Origin of the sequence: Planktophila warneckei (SeqCode) (assembly GCF_965234675.1) — a bacterium.
In the GTDB taxonomy this organism is placed as follows: Bacteria; Actinomycetota; Actinomycetes; order Nanopelagicales; family Nanopelagicaceae; genus Planktophila; species Planktophila warneckei.
The window spans coordinates 1327412-1347336 of sequence record NZ_OZ248350.1; the positions used below are offsets into that span (position 1 = coordinate 1327412).

19 protein-coding genes are annotated in these 19925 nt (G+C 40.0%); 5 read left to right on the forward strand and 14 right to left on the reverse strand.

Features of this window, described 5'->3' with window-relative positions:
- Positions 1 to 2: 2 nt before the first annotated feature.
- From AC8GFU_RS06880 to rfbB, 5 genes are all read right to left on the reverse strand, one after another.
- Complete coding sequence (locus tag AC8GFU_RS06880) at positions 3 to 566, reverse strand: dTDP-4-dehydrorhamnose 3,5-epimerase family protein (RefSeq protein WP_506626397.1); 564 nt, start codon at positions 564 to 566, stop codon at positions 3 to 5.
- On the reverse strand, positions 563 to 1291 hold the full coding sequence (locus tag AC8GFU_RS06885; protein ID WP_506626398.1) for a hypothetical protein: 729 nt from the start codon (positions 1289 to 1291) through the stop codon (positions 563 to 565). Before AC8GFU_RS06885 ends, AC8GFU_RS06880 begins: the two co-directional genes overlap by 4 nt.
- Positions 1284 to 2375, reverse strand: coding sequence for a class I SAM-dependent methyltransferase (locus tag AC8GFU_RS06890; protein ID WP_506626399.1), 1092 nt, complete (start codon positions 2373 to 2375; stop codon positions 1284 to 1286). Before AC8GFU_RS06890 ends, AC8GFU_RS06885 begins: the two co-directional genes overlap by 8 nt.
- Positions 2376 to 2436: 61 nt before the next feature.
- On the reverse strand, positions 2437 to 3303 hold the full coding sequence (gene rfbD / locus AC8GFU_RS06895) for a dTDP-4-dehydrorhamnose reductase (protein WP_506626400.1): 867 nt from the start codon (positions 3301 to 3303) through the stop codon (positions 2437 to 2439).
- 7 nt (positions 3304 to 3310) lie between these two features.
- Complete coding sequence (gene rfbB, locus AC8GFU_RS06900; RefSeq protein WP_506626401.1) at positions 3311 to 4282, reverse strand: dTDP-glucose 4,6-dehydratase; 972 nt, start codon at positions 4280 to 4282, stop codon at positions 3311 to 3313.
- Between the two features lie 55 nt (positions 4283 to 4337).
- Between rfbB and rfbA the strand changes: the two genes are divergently transcribed.
- Positions 4338 to 5198 (forward strand): glucose-1-phosphate thymidylyltransferase RfbA, encoded by an 861-nt coding sequence (gene rfbA, locus AC8GFU_RS06905; RefSeq protein WP_506626402.1) that lies wholly within the window; start codon positions 4338 to 4340, stop codon positions 5196 to 5198.
- 3 nt (positions 5199 to 5201) lie between these two features.
- Here the strand turns inward: rfbA and AC8GFU_RS06910 are convergent, their stop codons facing one another.
- The 3 genes from AC8GFU_RS06910 to AC8GFU_RS06920 are packed head-to-tail and all read right to left on the reverse strand — an operon-like array spanning position 5202 to position 9337.
- Positions 5202 to 6083 (reverse strand): glycosyltransferase, encoded by an 882-nt coding sequence (locus tag AC8GFU_RS06910; protein ID WP_506626403.1) that lies wholly within the window; start codon positions 6081 to 6083, stop codon positions 5202 to 5204.
- Positions 6084 to 6090: 7 nt separating this feature from the next.
- A complete protein-coding gene (locus AC8GFU_RS06915) occupies positions 6091 to 8328 on the reverse strand; it encodes a glycosyltransferase (RefSeq protein ID WP_506626404.1) in 2238 nt (745 codons plus the stop codon).
- 31 nt (positions 8329 to 8359) lie between these two features.
- The gene (locus tag AC8GFU_RS06920; RefSeq protein ID WP_506626405.1) at positions 8360 to 9337 is read right to left on the reverse strand and encodes a GDP-mannose 4,6-dehydratase; all 978 of its coding nucleotides are present in this window, start codon (positions 9335 to 9337) and stop codon (positions 8360 to 8362) included.
- 135 nt (positions 9338 to 9472) lie between these two features.
- On the opposite strand from AC8GFU_RS06920, the gene AC8GFU_RS06925 reads away from it, so the two are divergent.
- On the forward strand, positions 9473 to 11362 hold the full coding sequence (locus AC8GFU_RS06925) for an acyltransferase family protein (RefSeq protein ID WP_506627180.1): 1890 nt from the start codon (positions 9473 to 9475) through the stop codon (positions 11360 to 11362).
- Here AC8GFU_RS06925 and AC8GFU_RS06930 read toward each other — a convergent pair.
- The gene (locus AC8GFU_RS06930) at positions 11359 to 13059 is read right to left on the reverse strand and encodes a hypothetical protein (protein ID WP_506626406.1); all 1701 of its coding nucleotides are present in this window, start codon (positions 13057 to 13059) and stop codon (positions 11359 to 11361) included. The two genes, AC8GFU_RS06925 and AC8GFU_RS06930, sit on opposite strands and share 4 nt — an antisense overlap.
- 84 nt (positions 13060 to 13143) lie before the next feature.
- On the opposite strand from AC8GFU_RS06930, the gene AC8GFU_RS06935 reads away from it, so the two are divergent.
- The 3 genes from AC8GFU_RS06935 to AC8GFU_RS06945 are packed head-to-tail and all read left to right on the forward strand — an operon-like array spanning position 13144 to position 14790.
- Entirely contained in the window at positions 13144 to 13713 is a 570-nt protein-coding gene (locus AC8GFU_RS06935) for an acyltransferase (RefSeq protein ID WP_506626407.1), read from the forward strand.
- Between the two features lie 2 nt (positions 13714 to 13715).
- A complete protein-coding gene (locus AC8GFU_RS06940; protein ID WP_506626408.1) occupies positions 13716 to 14447 on the forward strand; it encodes a glycosyltransferase family 2 protein in 732 nt (243 codons plus the stop codon).
- On the forward strand, positions 14440 to 14790 hold the full coding sequence (locus AC8GFU_RS06945) for a DUF2304 domain-containing protein (protein ID WP_506626409.1): 351 nt from the start codon (positions 14440 to 14442) through the stop codon (positions 14788 to 14790). Before AC8GFU_RS06940 ends, AC8GFU_RS06945 begins: the two co-directional genes overlap by 8 nt.
- Here AC8GFU_RS06945 and AC8GFU_RS06950 read toward each other — a convergent pair.
- From AC8GFU_RS06950 to AC8GFU_RS06970, 5 genes are all read right to left on the reverse strand, one after another.
- A complete protein-coding gene (locus AC8GFU_RS06950; RefSeq protein ID WP_506626410.1) occupies positions 14783 to 15502 on the reverse strand; it encodes an NAD-dependent epimerase/dehydratase family protein in 720 nt (239 codons plus the stop codon). The two genes, AC8GFU_RS06945 and AC8GFU_RS06950, sit on opposite strands and share 8 nt — an antisense overlap.
- Entirely contained in the window at positions 15477 to 16910 is a 1434-nt protein-coding gene (locus AC8GFU_RS06955; RefSeq protein ID WP_506626411.1) for a 4Fe-4S binding protein, read from the reverse strand. The genes AC8GFU_RS06950 and AC8GFU_RS06955 overlap by 26 nt, the downstream gene beginning before the upstream one ends.
- Positions 16911 to 17036: 126 nt before the next feature.
- Positions 17037 to 18671, reverse strand: coding sequence for a hypothetical protein (locus AC8GFU_RS06960; protein WP_506626412.1), 1635 nt, complete (start codon positions 18669 to 18671; stop codon positions 17037 to 17039).
- Positions 18672 to 18673: 2 nt separating this feature from the next.
- A complete protein-coding gene (locus AC8GFU_RS06965) occupies positions 18674 to 19393 on the reverse strand; it encodes a transaldolase (RefSeq protein ID WP_506626413.1) in 720 nt (239 codons plus the stop codon).
- Entirely contained in the window at positions 19377 to 19919 is a 543-nt protein-coding gene (locus AC8GFU_RS06970; RefSeq protein WP_506626414.1) for a D-glycero-alpha-D-manno-heptose-1,7-bisphosphate 7-phosphatase, read from the reverse strand. The genes AC8GFU_RS06965 and AC8GFU_RS06970 overlap by 17 nt, the downstream gene beginning before the upstream one ends.
- Between the last annotated feature and the right edge of the window lie 6 nt (positions 19920 to 19925).

Here is a 19925-nt window from a genome sequence, read left to right on the forward strand (position 1 = left end):
AATTACTTCGGAAGTTTTCCTTCAGCTAATCGCTCAGCAAGAGTTGGCGCAATCTTGTCTTTTACTGAAATCTTTAGTGAACTCAAATCCATACCCCACTTGATTGCGATTTTTTCATCAAGTGGATTGATTTCGAATTCATCTGTTGGTGAAAAGGGAGTCGAGACCAAGTAAGCAACTGTGGTGTTATCTTCGAGTGCCAGGAAGCCGTGGCCCAAGCCCTCGCTAATCAAAACTGCTTTTCCCGAATCACCCTTTAACTCAACATCAATCCACTTGCCAAATGTTATGGATTCTGGGCGAATATCCACAATCACGTCTTGTATTGAACCCGATATGCATGTAATCCACTTTGCCTGCCCTCGTTGCGCGATGCTGTAGTGGATCCCTCGCAGAGTCCCCGCCGATGAAAGTGAAATATTTGATTGCTCAACCCTGAAGTCCATTCCCGTTGCTTTTTGCAATTCACCGAACTTAAACCACTCACGAAAATAGCCACGATCATCAGTTAAAATCGGCGAAGTGGCTATCCAAGTCCCTACGATTGCCAGGGGTTCAATAATCACAACGCGCTTCCTTTGAACTCAAATACCAACATTATTCTGTGTGGATGTCTTCCTCCAACATCATATTGAAAGCTTGACAGTTTAGAATATCTTTGCAGAGCTCGATCAAAACGACGAATCATCAGGTCTTGATATTCTGAAATAGATTCTAGGACAAAGTAGCGGGGTTGATATTTCTCCAACAAATATTCAAGCGAATCATCTTGGGTTTCACTTTCAACAAACGCCCCCCCTGTGCTCCATCCAAAAATACACAGCACGTCAACTTCCTCAATTGACTTAACGAAGATTTCGTCCGTTAACCTTTCTACATGCCGCGCTTGGGGATAGATGTCATTCCCACGATACCGAGTATTTTTTGGTAGATAAAAAATTAGATTCCCATGTCCGGCATTAACATCAACTATACTGAGTCCATCCACGTCAATCAGATTGACGAGATCTTCGTATCTTTGGTTCAAATTTTTCAAATACGGGTAAAGGTAAGTGGTTTGACCCCTTTTTCTCAAATAAGAGCTTGGAGTTCCATGTCTCAGAAAACTATATCTTGGATTTTCCTCTACAAATCTAGGCATATAAAAAACTCTTGAACATTCAAAAGTGTGCCAAGACTTCCTAAGTAAGTAAACTATATACAAAAGATGTGTGGGAATAAGAGATAAACCTCTTATTCCTGAACTCTGAATCAGAATTGACTTATCAAAGATTTTCTCTATTTTAGCCACGTGACACCTTTTTTGAACAAACATACAAAACAAGGGTTCCGTTTTCGACGATTAGCAGATTCTTCTCAAAATATACATTGAAGACATTTTCTAGGTTAAACCTGAAATCTGTTTTTGAAAAATACGTCTGCAAATTTACTTGATCGACAAGGTACTGGTCGCTAGTCCAGACGACTATAACAATCAGTGGATCAGAACTTGATACTCGTTCATATTCTCTTAGAGCTAATTTCGACTCTTCTAAACTTAAATGATCGATCGTGGAAAAATCTAAAATGCAATCAAACTCACCCCTACTAAAAGGCATTTGTGTAATCGTACTTTGCGTTATCTCGGTATTTTGAGGAGTTTTTGTATGCAACCTTGCTTCTGCAATAACATCGGCGTCTATCTCAATACAGTCAACTTTTTCGGCGAACTGAGAAATAATTGGGGTCAATGGGATACTAATCGAATATCGACCAGATTCATTGTGAGCATCAGTTTTCAATACTCTTCCCAAGGGACCTGAGTTTCCAATTGCAGAACAAATTCGCGAATAGTTTTCATAAGCACTTCGATAAGTTTTTCCCGGTGTGACGCATAAATCAATTTTAAATACTGTCTTTCTTCTTTGAGCAGAATCATGACGAGTTTTCCAAATAATTTTACAAATTGATTTAATTGTTAGAAACTTCTGATGTAAACTTTTTTCTAACCATTCATAAAGTTTACTTGTCGTTTTTTCTTGTAATACTTCAACTGGTGAATAGATGGAACCGAACCGAAGAGTTCGCACTTCTTCTAAACTAATCAATTCATTTGGAAGCCTATTTTCTTTGAAACCGGTATCGAGATAAGTTAAATACGGATGCTCAGTTGACTGACGTACTTCAGGATTTTGCATTAGGTACCATGAAGTGTTGAAATGCCTATTTGGAGAAATCTCTAAACGAGGATTTTGAATAAAGAAAGAAAAGTAATTTGATCGACTCAATCGATAAATCCCAATGCTTCGAAGTTGTTTCTTAAAAAAGTGGTAGTCGAGTGAGTTTTCAGCACGACTCTCTAAATCAGAACAATCATTAAAGTCTGCAGAATTCATGATACAGATTCTACTTGATAATCATTTAAGTTTTGCTTTTCTCAGTACTCTAATCGCCGATTCACTTTTCATTTTCTACGGCGAGTAGAATCTGATCAAAGCTTTCTACTAGCGCAATTCGCCAATCTCGCATTGGTGGTAAATCTATCCATGAATCATGTCCTAGTACAGAATATGAAGGCCGCCTTGCCATTTGGGTGTGAGTTGATGTCGAGACTGGAACTACCCTTGAAACAGAGATACCACTTAACTGAAAAATTTCTTTAGCTAAATCAAACCATGAACACTCACCACTATTTGTTGCATGATAAATTCCAAACGGTATTTCACTCAAGATTGAGTCAACAATCTGATTAGCTAAATCAATAGCAGAAGTTGGCTGTCCAAACTGGTCATCTACAACAGATATCTTGTCTTCTTCTAATGCTGTTTTAATGATAGTCTTCACAAAATTTCTACCCCACGGGCTGTATAGCCATGCGGTACGGAAAACGTACGTTCTATCAGAATACTCATTTAGTACAGCCACTTCGCCTGCAGCTTTGCTCTCGCCATACACAGAAATTGGCGCGCGCAAGTCATCTTCTTGCCAAGGTTGAGTTCGAATGCCTGAAAACACATAGTCTGTTGAGATGTGTGCAAAAACAGCCCCAAGTAACTTCGCAGCTCTTGCGAGATTCGCAGCTCCTTGTGCGTTTACTGCATGTGCACCAGCTGGGTCTAACTCTGCTCCATCCACATTAGTCCAAGCTGCGGCATTTATGATCACACTAGGTATGATTGAACACATCTTTGCAACCACATCATTTGAAATCGTTATGTCCAAATCTTTAGATCCCAAGCAAATATTGTTTATGCCTCGTTCATTAAGCACAAGTGACAGGGCTCGACCTAGCTGCCCATTTGCACCAGTGATCAACCAAGACATTTGTCCATCAACGATTCTTGAGTGGCTTCCACCACTCTTCATTGTCTCGGTACCACTGAATTGTTTCCCTTAAACCATCTTCAAACTTAACATGTGGCTCATATCCAAGTTCTCGGTTTATCTTAGTCCAATCAACACTGTAACGAAGATCGTGACCTTTCCGATCCTCAACATATTCAATTGAAGATTTATCAGCACCCATGGCTTCAAGGATCAGACCAGTAATCTCAATATTTGTTAACTCACGTCCACCACCGATGTTATAAACCTCACCGGAGCCACCATTCATTAAAACTGAATAAATTCCTCGGCAGTGGTCGTCGACATGAAGCCAATCCCGCACATTTTTACCACTACCGTAAACAGGAACTTTTTTTCCTTCTATTAAATTTGTTATAAACAGAGGTATCAATTTCTCTGGAAAATGATGTGTTCCGTAATTATTACTGCAACGAGTAATCACTACATCCATCCCGTGCGTTCTGTTATAGGAACGCGCCAATAGTTCACCACTTGCCTTACTGGCTGAATAGGGTGAGTTTGGTAGTAACGGGAATTCTTCACTCCATGAACCTGACTCGATAGAGCCATAAACTTCATCTGTGGATACCTGCAGAAACCTTATCTTTCGTTTTGAAGCTTTTATCGAATCTAATAAGACCTGAATGCCAACTATGTTTGTTTGTACGAAATCGGCTGCCCCTGAAATAGATCGATCTACATGAGATTCTGCGGCGAAGTTAACGACGGCGTCGACTTGATCCAAAAGACTCGCCACCAAATTGGAGTCACAAATATCACCTTCAAAAAACGAGTATTTTGCGAAGCTTTCGGCCTTCGTTAAATTCGCTTTGATCCCTGCATAGGTTAGTTTGTCCAAAACCACGACACTTGAGATGCCCTCGATTCGGCCATGAGCGATCATTCGCACGAAATTTGACCCGATGAACCCTGCGGCGCCAGTTACTAATAAACGCATTTCACCTCATTCGGAACGGATTCAATATATCCACTTTACCCGCTAGGCTTAATATATGAAAGGAATTGTCCTTGCAGGAGGTACCGGGTCGCGACTCTGGCCAATCACAAAAGGTGTGAGCAAACAACTTCTTCCTGTATACGACAAACCTCTCATTCACTACCCTCTCGGAACTCTTTTTCTCGCTGGAATCAGAGAAGTTCTGATTATTACTACTCCCGAAGACTTAGCCTCATTTCAAAGACTTTTGGGGGATGGATCGCAATATGGAGCGTCTTTTGAGTATGCAACACAAGATAAACCAAATGGTTTGGCTGAAGCATTCCTAATTGGCGAAGAATTCATCGGCGGCAAGAGTATTTCACTTATTTTGGGTGACAACATCTTTCATGGAGTTGGTCTTGGTCGTCAATTGGAGACCATAAACACAAATGAAGGTGCAACTATTTTTGCGTACAAAGTAGCCGATCCGGAAAGATACGGCGTTGTTGAGTTTGCAGAAACCGGCAAAGTTTTATCTATCGAAGAAAAACCCCTAGCTCCAAAGTCCAACTTTGCAGTTCCAGGACTCTATTTTTATGACTCTCAAGTAGTGGAGATCGCTAAAAATATTGAGCCGAGCAAACGTAGCGAGCTAGAGATTACTTCAATTAATGAGTTTTACTTAAATATGAACCAACTTAATACAATGATCCTTGAACGAGGGACTACCTGGCTAGACACCGGAACTATTCAAACTCTCCATGCTGCTTCCTCCTATGTACAGATTATTGAAGAACGACAAGGAAGCAAAATCTCCTGCCTTGAAGAAATTGCATGGTCCAATGGTTGGATCTCAGACTCAGATCTAGAAACTTTAGCTCAAGGGTACGGAACAAATCCATATGGCAGTTATCTGCTTGCATTAATCAAGTAATTTCTAGAATCTGGAACTCAAAACCAATACTAGAAGTGTCAACTTGATCCCGACCTGATCAATTCTGCGCTGGCGCTCTAAGGGGTACTTTAGAATTGAGATTACCTTCTTTATTTTACCTTTACACTCACTTATTAATCTCAATTCGGTAAGAGCGGAATTTTGGCCTTGCTTGAGATCTCTTTCGTTAATCTCGTTCAAAAACCTTATTTGGCTCAAATAGCTTTCAGCTGAATCTATAAACCGACCGACGTTGTACTTCCGTAGACCAACAAGATTTGTTTCGTGAATTCGATATCTTATCAACGGCTGATGAATGTATTCGACTTTTCCAACAAAAGTGAGTAGCAGATAAATCCAGGAGTCGTAATACTTTATGGGAGCGTCCTGATATCTGTTAATCGCATTTATAGCCTGATTGTTCAAGAGCAAGGTATTTCCTGGCGCAATATTTTCAAACATTGCATTTTCAAAACTTGGGCTTCTCCTCAATTTCTTTGAGACACCAATTATCCTGTTAGAGTTATCAATGAAAAGTCTCTGCGATGTGACACAGGCGGGCATACAGTTCGTAATCTTTAGTAACTGCATCGCTAATTTTTTTGGTTCCCAGATATCATCCTGATCGCAAAAGGCAACATACTCTGAATCTGAATGTTCTGAGAGCAATCTCAGGAAGGCTCCAGTACTGCCAACACCTTGAGACTTAGATATATCCTTTATTAATCCCTTTCTTTGCCATTTTTTCAAAATAGCTAATGTTTCATCGGTTGAACCATCATCATTAGCCCAGACCCTAACGGTCACACCTTCCTGACAAACTAAGGATTCTAGTTGCTCCTCTAAATACTTACCTCCATTGAATGTTGCCAGAAGGACATCCACGAAGGGTTTATTGGAAGATTTGTGCAATTTTCTTCACTTTCACAGAAAAGGAATTGCGAGAAAGTTTGGAATAGGCATAATTCAAAGCCGCTTGTGACATTTCCTTTCTCAATTCTTCGTCATGTAAAACCCTGTTTACTTGATGTGCGAAATCATCGGCATTATCAGCAAGAAGATATTCAACGCCATCCGTTAAGCTAAGCCCTTCTACGCCAAATGTCGTGGAGACAACAACCGATGAATGACTTAGTGCCTCGCAGGTCTTGCCTTTGATTCCTGCACCATATTGCAAAGGAATAACAACTACTTTGGCTGACTCATAAGCTGGTCCTAAGTCATCTACAAAACCAAGAAAGTTAACACCTTCGAAACTTAGGTTAGCGATTTCATTTGGACTTAATCCAGTTCCGATCACATTTAATATAAAATCATGGTTTATCGCACGTACTCTTGGAAGCACCTCTTTAATAAACCAAGTTACAGAAACTTTGTTTGGTGTGTGTCGAAAATTTCCCACAAATAAGCCAATATTTTCCAAGTTGTCTTTATACGTTGAATCTTTAACTGTTTCATATGACATCCATAAATTTTCGATCTTCGCTGAAGGGACTCGCGATTGTAATTGTCTTTTCTCTTCCTCAGAGACTGTCAACGTTATTGATGCATGGGATGTAAACTTATCTTCTAATCTAGTTGCCTCGCTCAATGTCATCTCTGATTGAATGCCTTCTAGATTTTCTTGCCGAACTCGACTTGACACTAAATCGATCGTGTCGAATATGATGGGAGCGTTTGGAAATTTCTTACGGATCAAATCAAAAAAAGAACTCGCGATGCTTATTCGCTGAATCCAGAATCCTCGGATACGATTCTCACGATTTGCTAGACTTGCAATTAACAAATCGTGATTTGTATGAATTTCAATTCCTTCATCACGAAACTGCAAAACATCAATTATAGATACCGATTGATCGGGTGAGAAATAAATTACATGAAATCCTTCATCTGACAGCTCCTTGGCAATTTGCACGGCACGCTGAGAACCGGCATCACGTAAGCCCTGTGGGATTTGAGAGTCGTAAATCAAGACAATACCTTTTGAATTCCGCTTAGATTCTAACCTCGGCCCAATATTAGAATCCCAATGTTGGACTAATTCATCCCTCCATTTCTCGATGAATTTTGACTTATTTACTACTTGGAATTGCTTAACTCCTTGATTTGTACTCGAGCCATGGCTCCCGCCTTCGATGTGAATCACAAAAGAGTCATGTACGGCGACAACTTTCAAGCCATTCTTGCGGGCTTGCATTGCTAAATCAACATCTTCATAGTACGCGGGAATATAGAGCTCATCAAAACCATTTGTCTTAGCGAGAAGATCTGATCGCACAAGTATGGCCGCGGCACTTACATAATCAACTTCTCTCGTGAATGAATGCTCCGGCGAAAAGTGGTCTGCGTACTTCCCTAAGTTCCATCCTGAACCGTCACTAAATATCTGACTACCCAATTCTTGCACTTGCATGTTTGGATAAAGGAGTTTCGCGCCGACGATTCCAATCTTTGAATTACTCTCGAGTTCGTTCACTAGACGATCAAGCCAACCACTAATTGGAATGGTGTCATTGTTTAGTAACGCTACATATTTTCCTCGTGTCGCCGAAATCCCTAGGTTAGTTGCACGAAGGTAACCAAGATTCTCCTGAACACTAAAGACTCGTATTCCTCTAATGTTTGAGAGTGCCGACGCTGTCCAATCACTTGAAGCATCATCAACTACAATGATTTCAAAAGGAGTAATGTCTGAATTACTCTGTAAAGCACGTAGACATTGGAGTGTTAGATGGTATTTGTTATGCACCGGAATAACCACCGATACCAATGGTGCATCCGATGTTCTAATTCCAAAACCGCGATCAATATTAAAGGAGGAAGAAATTGCAAATCTTTCTCGGGTATCAGATAACCAACCATTCTTCGCCAAGATTGTCAGTTTGAATGAGTTTGGGACGAATCTCCAGAACCTTCTTAAGAACTCACGCCGGCTGCTATTTCGTGGAGCAAATTTTAGTATCTCAGAAACAATGAAGTTTCTAATCTTCTTATTCTTTTGAGGCGTCCCAGTTGTGGGTCGCAAAAAATTAATGGCCATACTCTCCGTTTGGTGGACGGCCCTAATACGAGAGATTTCTACTAGATCAATGGGAAGCAATGGCTTGGCTTCGAAAATTTCAAAGGTCATTTTTTACTAGTGACTTCTCGGAGAAATAGCACTAAGACCTCTGACTTTCTAATTTCAGATCATTTTGAACCATAATGTCCACCAACTCGTCAAAGCTTGTAGATGGCTCCCATCCAAGAATGGTTTTTGCTTTAGTAGCATCTCCGATCAATAAATCTACTTCTGAAGGTCGCTTCATATTTTGGTCATAGTCGACGTACTGTTCAACATCACCCTTTAGATCAGCAGACGCTAAAGCCGCTTCAACAAAATCACGCACAGAATGCATTTTGCCAGTAGCAATTACGAAATCATCTGCGGTTGGATTTTGCAACATCCTCCACATTGACTCCACGTAGTCTCCCGCATAACCCCAGTCTCTTTGGGGATTCAAATCACCTAAAGAAAAACGAGACTGTTTGCCAAGCTTGATCCGAGCAATATTGGAGGTAATCTTCCTTGTCACAAATTCATAACCTCGGTGCTCACCTTCGTGATTAAAAAGAATTCCAGTCGCAATAAACATTGAATATGCTTCTCGATAATTAACGCTTGTGTAATGCGCAAATGTCTTTGCTACGCCGTATGGTGAGCGCGGGTGGAAAGGTGTCAATTCTGTCTGAGGAACTTCCCTAACTTTGCCGAACATTTCAGAAGAAGATGCTTGATAAAATTTTATAGAATTTTCCATATGTAACTGTCGGATGCTTTCAAGAAGTCTTAAACATCCAAGTCCCGTTACATCCGCAGTGAGCTCAGGCTGCAAAAAGCTAAGCCCGACGAAACTTATTGCACCTAAGTTATAAATCTCAACCGGACGGACTTTATCTAAGACGCGAATAAGGCTTGAGAGATCAGTTAGGTCGGCATGGTGGAGAATTACATCTGGAAACAGAGTTTGAAATGCAATATGCGGCGCATTCTTCTGCCCATTTATTACTCCATGGACAACATAACCCTTACTTAGCAATAATTTAGTCAGATGAGTACCATCTTGGCCAGTGATACCGGTAATAAGTGCAATGCTCAATTTATGACTCCTCTCTTTCACCCCTCTCATCATAACTAACTTGGATGTGAATAGGGTCGGTTATAGAAATATTGCTTGGGACATCTCTGGGATGACGCCTTGCAACACCGCGAGATGGATCTATTCTTGGAGATTATGGATGGTCAGAAAATAGCGTTTACCTACATTCCACATTTAGATGGATTGAGAGCGATTTCAGTTCTCGCAATTCTGGCTTTCCATTTACGCCCGGATTTGCTACCAGGGGGATTCCTCGGTGTAGATGTTTTCTTTATCGTCAGTGGCTTCCTGATTACGAGTTTGCTAATTGATGAGATTCAGAACGGTGGCCGCATAAATTTTTCGCATTTCTACCTCAGGAGATTTAAAAGGTTATTCCCTTCATTTATCCTGGTAATTCTCCTGACCATTATTTCTGCATATTTATTGTTCGATCAACAAAAATTTATTTCAGTGGCAAAAACCGCTTTAGTCAGTATTCTTGGTATTTCAAATCTATACTTTTACAAGACGTCAAGCTACTTCGACTTGAGCTCGATCGAAAAGCCTCTGCTACATATTTGGTCACTAAGTGTCGAGGAACAGTTCTATTTCATCTGGCCACTCCTGCTATTCACTACTTATAAATTTTTTCTTCGGAATTCAAAAACCTTTTTTATCATACTAGGTTTTCTATTTTTTTCATCAATTTATTTCAATTTGAATCACCCAGTAGCTACTTTCTATCTGCCATTATTTCGTTTCTATGAATTTCTAATCGGAGTAGGTTTGGCTCTATTTCCATGGAGGCAGGGGTTTTCTCTCAAACATTCACGAACCTACTTTTTTGCATCAATAATTGCCCTCCTAGGTGTTTTTCTAACCCTCGACGCTTCTTCATTGTTACCAGGTCCGATATCTCTTCTATTCATTCTTCCAATTGCCTACTTAATTTCTAATGGTGGAATGAAATCTAGATTAAACATTCTTGAAATGAGATTCTTTAAGTACATTGGAAAAAGAAGCTACACAATTTACCTAGTTCACTGGCCGATAATTGTATTCTATTTAGAAAGTAATAATAGACAACAGTTGAGTGCTTTTGAATGTATTATCTTGACGATGTTTATCTTTTTAACATCACATATTCTTCACCGATTTTACGAGCTTCCATTAAGGAATTCTCGTAGTGGTTCCAAATCACTTTGGACTTCGATGCTCACAATGTCACTAATTGTAGTAGCAGTTTGTGTACCAACTTTAATAATGAATAAGAAGCCCCTCACTAACCAAAGGAGTCTGATCTACACGCAATCTGACATTGATTCCGGTAAACAGTTGCGCTTTAGTACGCGTATTAAAATATGCGAAAGCAAAGGTTGGGAAAAGTGCGATATCCCACTAAGCGAGAAATTCAATGTCCTGATAATGGGAGACAGCCACGCTGTTGATGCCTTAAACGCCATGTATGCGGTCTATCCTGATTTTGATTACTCCATGTCAGAGCTTGGCGGTTGCCCCCCAACTAAACGTATGAACGAGCTCGTTCCGCGCACATTCCCAAACCTGGATAAGTGTGTGGATTTAAATAAAACGCGCTTCAACATTGAGTATTTGAAACAGTTCGATGCAATTGTTCTAAACGTTCTCTTTGGCTGGTATCCACCAGCGGAATTGAGTAGCTATGCGGCTTTTCTAAAGGAGTCAGGAATCAGCAAGGTAATCGTTTTTGGTGGATACATTGAAACTAATTCAGAATTACCGCTTTTGATTAATGAGTTTGGATTCGATAGAAGCGAGATTTTGAGGAGAATTGTTCCTGGCAGTGACTCTGATTCGATGCTTGAGAATCCTACGAGTAGTCTTGGCTATTTCTACATCAGCAAAATAAGGGCACTATGTAGCCTTTCAAATTGCACACTTTGGCATTCAAACATTCCGTTTACTTGGGACAGCCATCACCTGAGCTTTGAATTTGCAGAAAACCTCTTAGTGAAACAAAAGAATGAGGTGGATGCCTATTTACTCAATGGAAACGCTTACTAATAGGAGCATGCGCTTGTTTTTAACAGTTTAACTGGCAGTACCTCTACATCTGGATATTTCGCCTTAAAATTCGCAATAATTTCAGAGTGTATATTATTTGAACCCAATGGAATAGTTAGTTCAAGAACTAAGTCATCAATTCTTCCCTCAAGAGAATTCGACCACCTCGAAAGCAAATCGGCTTGCCATCCTGTTCCAGGAACGTAGTTCAGTCTCTTCTTGTCTTTATATCCGAAGTGGTTCGAACTGTTCGCACTCTGAAAAACTTGATCTAAGCAATTATTTCCGAATGGAGAAAAGTCGCCATTTTGGACTAGGCGCCATTCCCGCAGGATGTTTGAGGAATTCCCACCAAATGCAAACTTGTAGGTTTGACCCTGAATTAGATCGATAGACAAAATTACTATTAGTGCTAGTGCGCCAATTTTGGATGTGGTGAATTTGAATGACGTCCGTTGTGTTCCGTTAGTAACCAAGTAGATAATGAAACACAACATTAAAGTTAGGAATAAATAGAGCACCTTGACAGGGTAATACGCACCACGATCCGAAACTTTTCCGTAAATAACTAGTACCCCTCCAAAGAGTAGAACTGAATAGAGCAACAGCGACTCTCTAAAATGGAGTACTTTTGAAGTTTTGCGATTTAAGACCAAAAATACTAGAAGTGAAAGTAATCCGAAAAATAAAGTAGGTGAAGGAAATTGAATACCGCCAAGTGCGAACATATAGCTTTTAATTTTTATAGTTTGAAATAGAAAGACACTTGCAAGCGAAATCAAAAAAACTACTGCAATAAGATTTTCGCCGTAACGGCCTAGCGTGAACTTTTTGCGATCGCTTAAATGTAAAATTGCGGGTAAGATCAAAAATGGAAAAAAGAATATCTGGTAGGAATACAGTAAGACTACTAACCCAAGGCAAACAAATAGGAATCGACGGTTGGCGCTTACATCCTCCAGTAAAAAATACCTAAAAATGAAGGCAGAAACGACTATCCCCCAAATTGTTGGAGGAAATCCAGACCAGACAATTGATGAAAAAGTTCCCCCGATAAGGAAAATTATTACAGCAATCGAAGTGAGGATTTGAGTGCGTAAGTTTAAAATTCTAGCGAAAGAGGAAATAGCTAAGGCTAATATGATGATTGTCGTGAATAGCAACAAGATAAAAGAACCGACTAGTTCACCAGTTGATCCAATATTGAAACCTGCCAATTTGTTTATCGACGCCCAGGTTTCCATTTGCAAAGAAGGATAAGCATTAAATAAATTAGAGTAGGGAATCAAGTAGCCATCAGTGTCGCCAAGTCCATATTCAAATTTTCCGCTCACCCATGTTCTATATAAGAAAGCCAGGTGAGAGCTATTGTCATATCCGAGTGCAAGAACAAAAAAGAATTTCTTTACGTGAGCAAGAATTAACCAACCTAGAAGTGAAAAGGAAATTACAGTTGATATAAGACTAAAAACTTTAGTTCTTTTCCAAGAAACTTTTCTTATCAATTGAATGACAAGTATTAGGAAGATTACCCTCAAAATAGGAATGAGGTAAAAGTTATTAAAACCAATCCATCCAACAAAAATCATGGCCAACTGAAAACATAGAAACAATTCAATCTGTTTGCTTCTGGGCAACCCGTGACTAGCAAGCCAAATTAAAGTTCCCAATAGACCTGCGAGTAGGATCAAGTTCACCGGGTCCCCGCCATTTCTGTGCTTTTGTAGTAACTTACGTCCGTGAGAAACTATAGAGTTTTGATTGGGCGGTTTGGGGGATAAGTGGGACTTCTTCGTAATAAATTCCCAAAGGGTATTATCCGCGTAGCACTACGACAGGAAATCGAATCCTGGGTAATGTGGGTTCTGCGATGGATACCCGGCGGTATTGGATTCCTTTTGCGAACTGTCGCTTACAAAGTCTTATTCGCAAAACTTCGCGGATTATCATTTATTCAACATAATGTCACAATTATATATGCGAGTCGCATAAGAACCGGTATAAATTTTTCATGCAATTCTGGGACCTACATTAATGCTGTCGGTGATGTTGTAATAGGCGATAATGTTTTGGTAGGTGCAAATGTTGTAATCTCAACAGGTAAACATTATCTAGGAGCTGATTTTGGAAGCATTCTAGAGACGCCAGTACTAGAACTCCCAGTTACAATTGGATCTGGTGTTTGGATTGGTGCAAACGTAACAATATTGCCTGGCGTCATCATTGGTCCGGGATGCATCATTGGGGCAAATTCAGTTTTGCTAAAAAATACGGGGCCAGATGAAATATGGGCTGGGGTACCTGCTAAGTTCGTAAAAAAAGTCGAGTCTATTGACAGAGAAATAAATTAGTTATGGCCAAGAGAATTCTGATTGTTCTACCGATGTATAACGAGGAAAATTCAATTGTCTCAACTTTAAGGGGACTAATTCCGATTTGCGTAGATAATTCATACGATATCTTGATTGTAGATGATGGATCTAATGATGAATCATATAAGGTATCAAAAGATTTTATATCAACTAACAAACTCGCTAACATCTCGCTGATGCGATTGCCTTTCAATTGCGGAGTTGGTGGGGCTATGAGGTCTGGTTTCACTTGGGCACATAATGGCGGCTACTCCTCAGTAGTTCAATTTGATTCTGACGGTCAGCACGATCCGTTCTGGATTTCGAAATTGATTGAAGTATCAGAAGGTTTCGACATAGTAGTTGGATCACGATTTCAGTTATCGGAAAAATTCACGAGTGGGTTTCGACGATTTACCATGCACATATTGTCTGGAGCAATTAGGTTGAGAACTGGATTTAGGATTTCTGATCCAACTTCTGGATTTCGATTAACAAATTCGCGCGCTATCGAAGTATTTGCACATCAATACCCCACTGAGTACCTGGGCGATACTTTAAATTCTCTAGTTGTAGCTCATTCACACAAATTTAGGGTCGCCGAAACCCCAGTTAAAATGAATAAACGACGCGCGGGGGAACCTTCAACGGGTCTCGTTAAATCCGCTCTTTATTTGATTCGTTCAATTTCTTCTATTGTTATGTACCAAAGCCCAAGGAAAAAGAATGAATAGATTACAAATATCGCTGGTCCTGCTTTGCCTATTACTCTCATTTGTGTTTATTAGGCTTGTTAGTAAGCAAAAATTACGTGAAAAGTACATTGTGATTTGGGCTTTATCTCTTTGTTTTGCATTTTTTTGCACTATAAATACCGGCTTGCTGTCTGATATTTCCAACTTTCTCGGATTTGCATTACCTTCAAATTTTGTTTTGGTTTTACTCATCATTTTTACATTGATTCAAGATCTCCACCATAGTATGGAGCTAACAAAATCTGAAAAACGACTTGAAGCAGCAGCAATCAAGATAGCGCAACTAGAATTGAGGATAGAACTACTTGAGGATCCTAATTAAAGTCTTTTCTGGTTGCGATGGTTTTAAAACCGTCATAAATATCTGAAATACGATAGTCGAGTTTGCTCAAGAATCTCAGTGACAATCCAACAATTTTTTCAGAGATGGAGACCTTAAATTTGGAGTCAATTAAATTACTAAGGGCACAATAATCGTCAACTAATGTCACAGTGGCCTTATCGTTCATGCCCAAACCAGGACGGCTATTTATCCACTCAAGCAAAAATTTTGTAAATGAGTCAAATTCAGTAATTGGAATCAAATTCTTGAACCGTGGGTAGACGGTAAAGAACTTCTTTTTAGACCCTAGATAACGATTAGTTGTTCGCATAAGTCCCAGCCGTACGACTTGACCACCAACCTCAATGACACCATTTTCTGCTAAGAATTTTGACTCACCGTAGAGAGATTCACTATTCACGCCTATCGAGGAAATGAACAAAAATGGACATCCTAAATCCCTAGCTAGGCTGGCCAACTGAATTGTGCCACCAACGTTAGTATGAAAATTCATTTTTCGATCAGTTGTCCCCCAAGCAAGGTGCACAATTGCATCGATATCAACGAGTTGCGATGGATCTGGAAGAATCCCCAACTTCCAATAAGTGTCAGAATCACTTCGTCCTAACTTTATGAACTCGATATCAGAGGGCATCCTGGACAATAACTGGGCGCCGATATGCCCACTATGCCCCGTGATTGCTATTTTCATATTCACTCTTGATTATGGAACTAACAAGGGCCATTGATGTGAAAGTGTGGGCCCCGGCGGGAATTGACCTAAGAATTGAGACGTCACTGATTCGAATCCGAACATCACTCCTAAGTCGACCAAAATCATCTACGTGAGTTGATCCTAACGGTAATCCACCTCCACTATGAAACCCTAATCCTGGAAGAGGTTTAATAAAGATTCCTGGAATGACATGAAATCCCTTGACTGAAAGGTATTTACGTATCTGTTGTAAGGCAACCTTAACCCGCTTCCTCCCAGCTATGATAGGTCGGACGAAGATTTCTTTATCAATCTTTCTCACTTCAATTATTCCACTATTTCCTGAATCAAGAAACCCAATACCCAAGAATAACACTCGGTCGATGCAACTTGGAATAGGGATATCGAATTTCAACTTACTTTTCAATAGCTGTGAAATTCTTAGACGTGTCTCAATGTTGGATCGATAAAGCGAAGCCTTAAAATCTATCTTGTTAGTGTCAGTCGAGGAAAGCGTGACTTGTGATAAAGCAAACGATGGAGAATTTGTTTTCCTAAAAAACTTAAGACCAATAAAGTAGAAAGCTTGACTATCCAAGACTGTGATTTGTTGATCGCTAATCAAATTGGATTTCATTAGAATTAAAGGTGTCCCAATCGCGCCAGCACACAAATGAATTTCATCAAATAATTCATTGAACGATTCGCCATTTCTCAAATGGCCCCACACCATTAGGCCTTCTTGGTTTGAGGATATTCTCTCCACATAAACTTGCTTTCTACGCGACTTATGAGCAGAAAAATACTTATCAAAAGCATTCCCCGAATCAAAAATAGCTCCATAAGGACATCCAGTAAGACAGTTTCCACATCCAACGCACTTTAGGTTCGTGACAACATCAAGTGCTAGCGCCGTTTCGAATGAACAAACATTTTTAGAAACTGAGCCCACTATTTCACGGAAATCATTTGAATTGGGTGGCCGTGGAGTTTCTTTAACCATAAATTTCTCAGGGATATTTATGGTCCCTGAGTTTCCTGAATAAGGTAAATTGTCTAGTAGTTCCTTTGCCGCATCATAGATGTCATCGATATGACAATATTTCTCAAGCACTTTTGAATCCCAAAGCCTAATTCCAGCACCCCAAACAGTAGAAAAACCACCGTTTGCTAAAGAAAAATTACTTGGGTTAGAAAAGGTTATCCCTCCGCTGTTTCCAGCATACATATGTGAAGATCCCAGCTTTTTCTTTGACGCCAATGTTGGTGAGATGCTCGATGTCGATTCTCTGACTGCTGCATCTAATATTATGATCGTGCAACAACCTACGTGAAGTGATTCTAAAGTCTTGAACGCAGACCAAGCTGAGGGGCCACTTCCTACTACAGCTATCCTGCGAGTCATAGCGACATTGTAACGATAATCTGAACTTAACATGGATCGGAAAGCAGAGAAAAGGCATTTGGAAGCTAAATAACGGGCGAAACGGACCGTCCTACCTTTGCAAGTATTTTCGGCTAAATATTTGGATTACTCCTTCTTTAACTTATAGATAATCACTTTTGAACCCTGAGCCATGCCTTCTGACAAAAGATCATATTTAGTATTCAAAACCTTCTGTAACTCCCGCCCCCAAGGAATTCTGTGTGACTCCGGAGTAAGACCATAAATTGCGACGTCAGGGTAATCATTGCTTGTCGGAGTATATGGAGCGACTACATACTGGCTTATACCTACATCGACAGGAAAATAAGAGACTTTAGAAAACCCTAACGAAACAGCGGTTGGAAAAAGATACTCCGGCATACTGATTAATGCGTCCTTCGAGGTTATTCCTGTCAACAGATTCTGAAGATCTTTGGCCGTCTGTTCTCGTGTCAATCTTATATCGTTCGGCAATATCCCCAAGGCGTCAAATGACTTCGCAGCAATTTGATTTGATACAAATGAATTTAGAGATGTAAAAGGGCTCGAAAATTGCCAATAACTTAGAATCCAAATAGAAACGAAAGAGACAATGAAAGCATCAAACATGCGCTTAGATCCTGCCTTGAAAATAGTGGAGCATGACAAATTCACATAACCAAAAGCTGCGAGTGTAAAAATCAGCGGCGAATACCCAGTATGGTAATGAGTATAGAATCCAACAAGTTCCGCACCACCGATATTAAAAAAAATATTCGGCAAAATCAATGCTGCTGATAAAATTGACAAATAAATGTTCGTAGAAATTAATATCAAGAATGGTAAAAGAACAAGGAGTAACTCCGCAAGCAAAGGACTTCGGTTTCCAAACATGGCTGAGTTAAAATTTGAAATAATTCCCTCTAAACTTATGGCAGAGTAGTAATCACTTGTTGCAAAATGGATGTTCCAAAAAAGGAACCAGCAAAACCCGGACAGTCCTACAATAGCCAGTACTTGAACCTTGCGATCTGACTTTAGCTCACTAAATCTAAAGAAAACCAAAGATAAAATTATTGTAATTCCCAAATATAGAGCAGTTCTCTCTGAAATCAAGATAGTGATGAATGCAATCAGGGAATCTACTAATGTTAATCTCTTTTGGTCAAATATTCGTATTAAGATGTAAATAGCAGGACCGAAGAATAACCGGTCTATATAGGTTTGACCAAGAATGCTCTGAAAGAAGATGGGGTTCGTTATCAAGATGCCTACAAAAATGCAAGCTTGCGGGAAGCTCAGTTTAGAGGCCAAGTACTGAAAAATCAGTTTCAAACCCACCACAAAAGAGATGGACATCAAAACTACTGGGAAAAAAATCAAGCTTGGGAAGAATGAAAAATTGGAAACACCAAGTAAAGATAACAAGCCCGTTAAAACATACGCATGCCATGCAAAGTTACTTGTTCCTGCATTTGTGTTCGTCAAGAGTTGTTGAAAATCCTGACTCCCAGACTGTATAAACTGAAGCAGCGGCCAAACTGAAAGCGTCATATCACTTCGAAGAAAGTCATTAGGTTGTTTGAATGAAAAAAAATCTACATATGAGGCACTGTCACCATTCTGTAAAGGCCAGCGAGAAAGTATGCCCCCGGTTATCGAAATACAAAAAAATATGGGGATTAGAAGCGATGATGATTTTCTAAAACTATTTCCAATCGATAAGTCTTTCATGTTTAGGTATCGTGAAATTGAATTCATGACTAGATTTTAAAATTTGATAATCTTGCGTCTCGCTCAAACATTTGAACCGTTTCCAAGGAATAATCACTTAGGTCTTTGCCGAGCAGCGGTAACTTTGACAGGATGTCATTGGTCGCTGTAATTATCTGACAGCCAATCTCATCAGCTTGTATTATGTTCAATAATTCTCGTGGGCTAGCCCAAATTAACTCAGTCGATGCCGTATCACTTAAAATTTTAAGGCATTCGGTCATGATCGGGACTGGGTCACGCCCGGTGTCCGCAATACGTCCGGCAAAAACTGATACAAAGCTTGGATTCTCCGAATTCAAGGCACCAGCTACTTCCTTTACTTGCTCTACCGTCATTAAAGCTGTGACATTCAATTTAACATTCTGCTCATTCAAATGCTTGATCGTCGATAGGGTTGACTCACCTCGAGCGTTAGTAATGGGTATCTTTACAAAAACATTCTCCCCCCAAGAGGCTATCTTTTCACCTTGAATTTTCATCTCCTCAACATCATCGCTAAAGACTTCAAATGAAATTGGCTTATCCTTGATTTCCTTAAGCACGGATTTTGCAAAAGTGGCATAGTCATTGATACCTGCCTTTCGCATCAATGTCGGATTCGTAGTGAAACCTGAAATGAAAGGCTTAGTTGCCATCTCGAGCATTCCCGGTAAATCAGCCCCATCTGCAAACAATTTAACCTTAAGTCCACTAATTATTGAATCCATTACTGACTCCTAATCTGATGTAGACTGCTTCGAGTAGAGAGTTTACTCTTGTAAAAGGCAGTTTTGGCTGAGATTCGGGGTATGAATAGTCAATGAAAAATGAAGGCAACTTTACCGCTTGTCCGGCTTGAATATCTCTCCATCGATCGCCAACTAGGAAACTTTTTGAAAGGTCGATTCCTAATTCTTTTTCAGCTAACTGTATGAGCCCTGGCATTGGTTTTCTGCATTTGCATCCGTCTTCGTCGTCATGGGGACAAATATAGAAGTTTGAAAGACCAACTTCTGTTCCGATGTGTTCATTTATTTGTTTGATTTCGGAAATGGATTTACTCCCTCTGGCTATATCGGGTTGGTTTGTAATTACGATCGGCAAATAACCATTATGAATCAACAGCTCAACAGCGCTCCGCACCCCTGGGAGAATCTCAACTTCTGAAATGCTTCTGGGTGGGCAAGGTACACCTTCCAACATTATGCTGGCGTTAAGGACACCATCACGGTCCAGAAAAGCTGCTGCTTTCATGCGTAA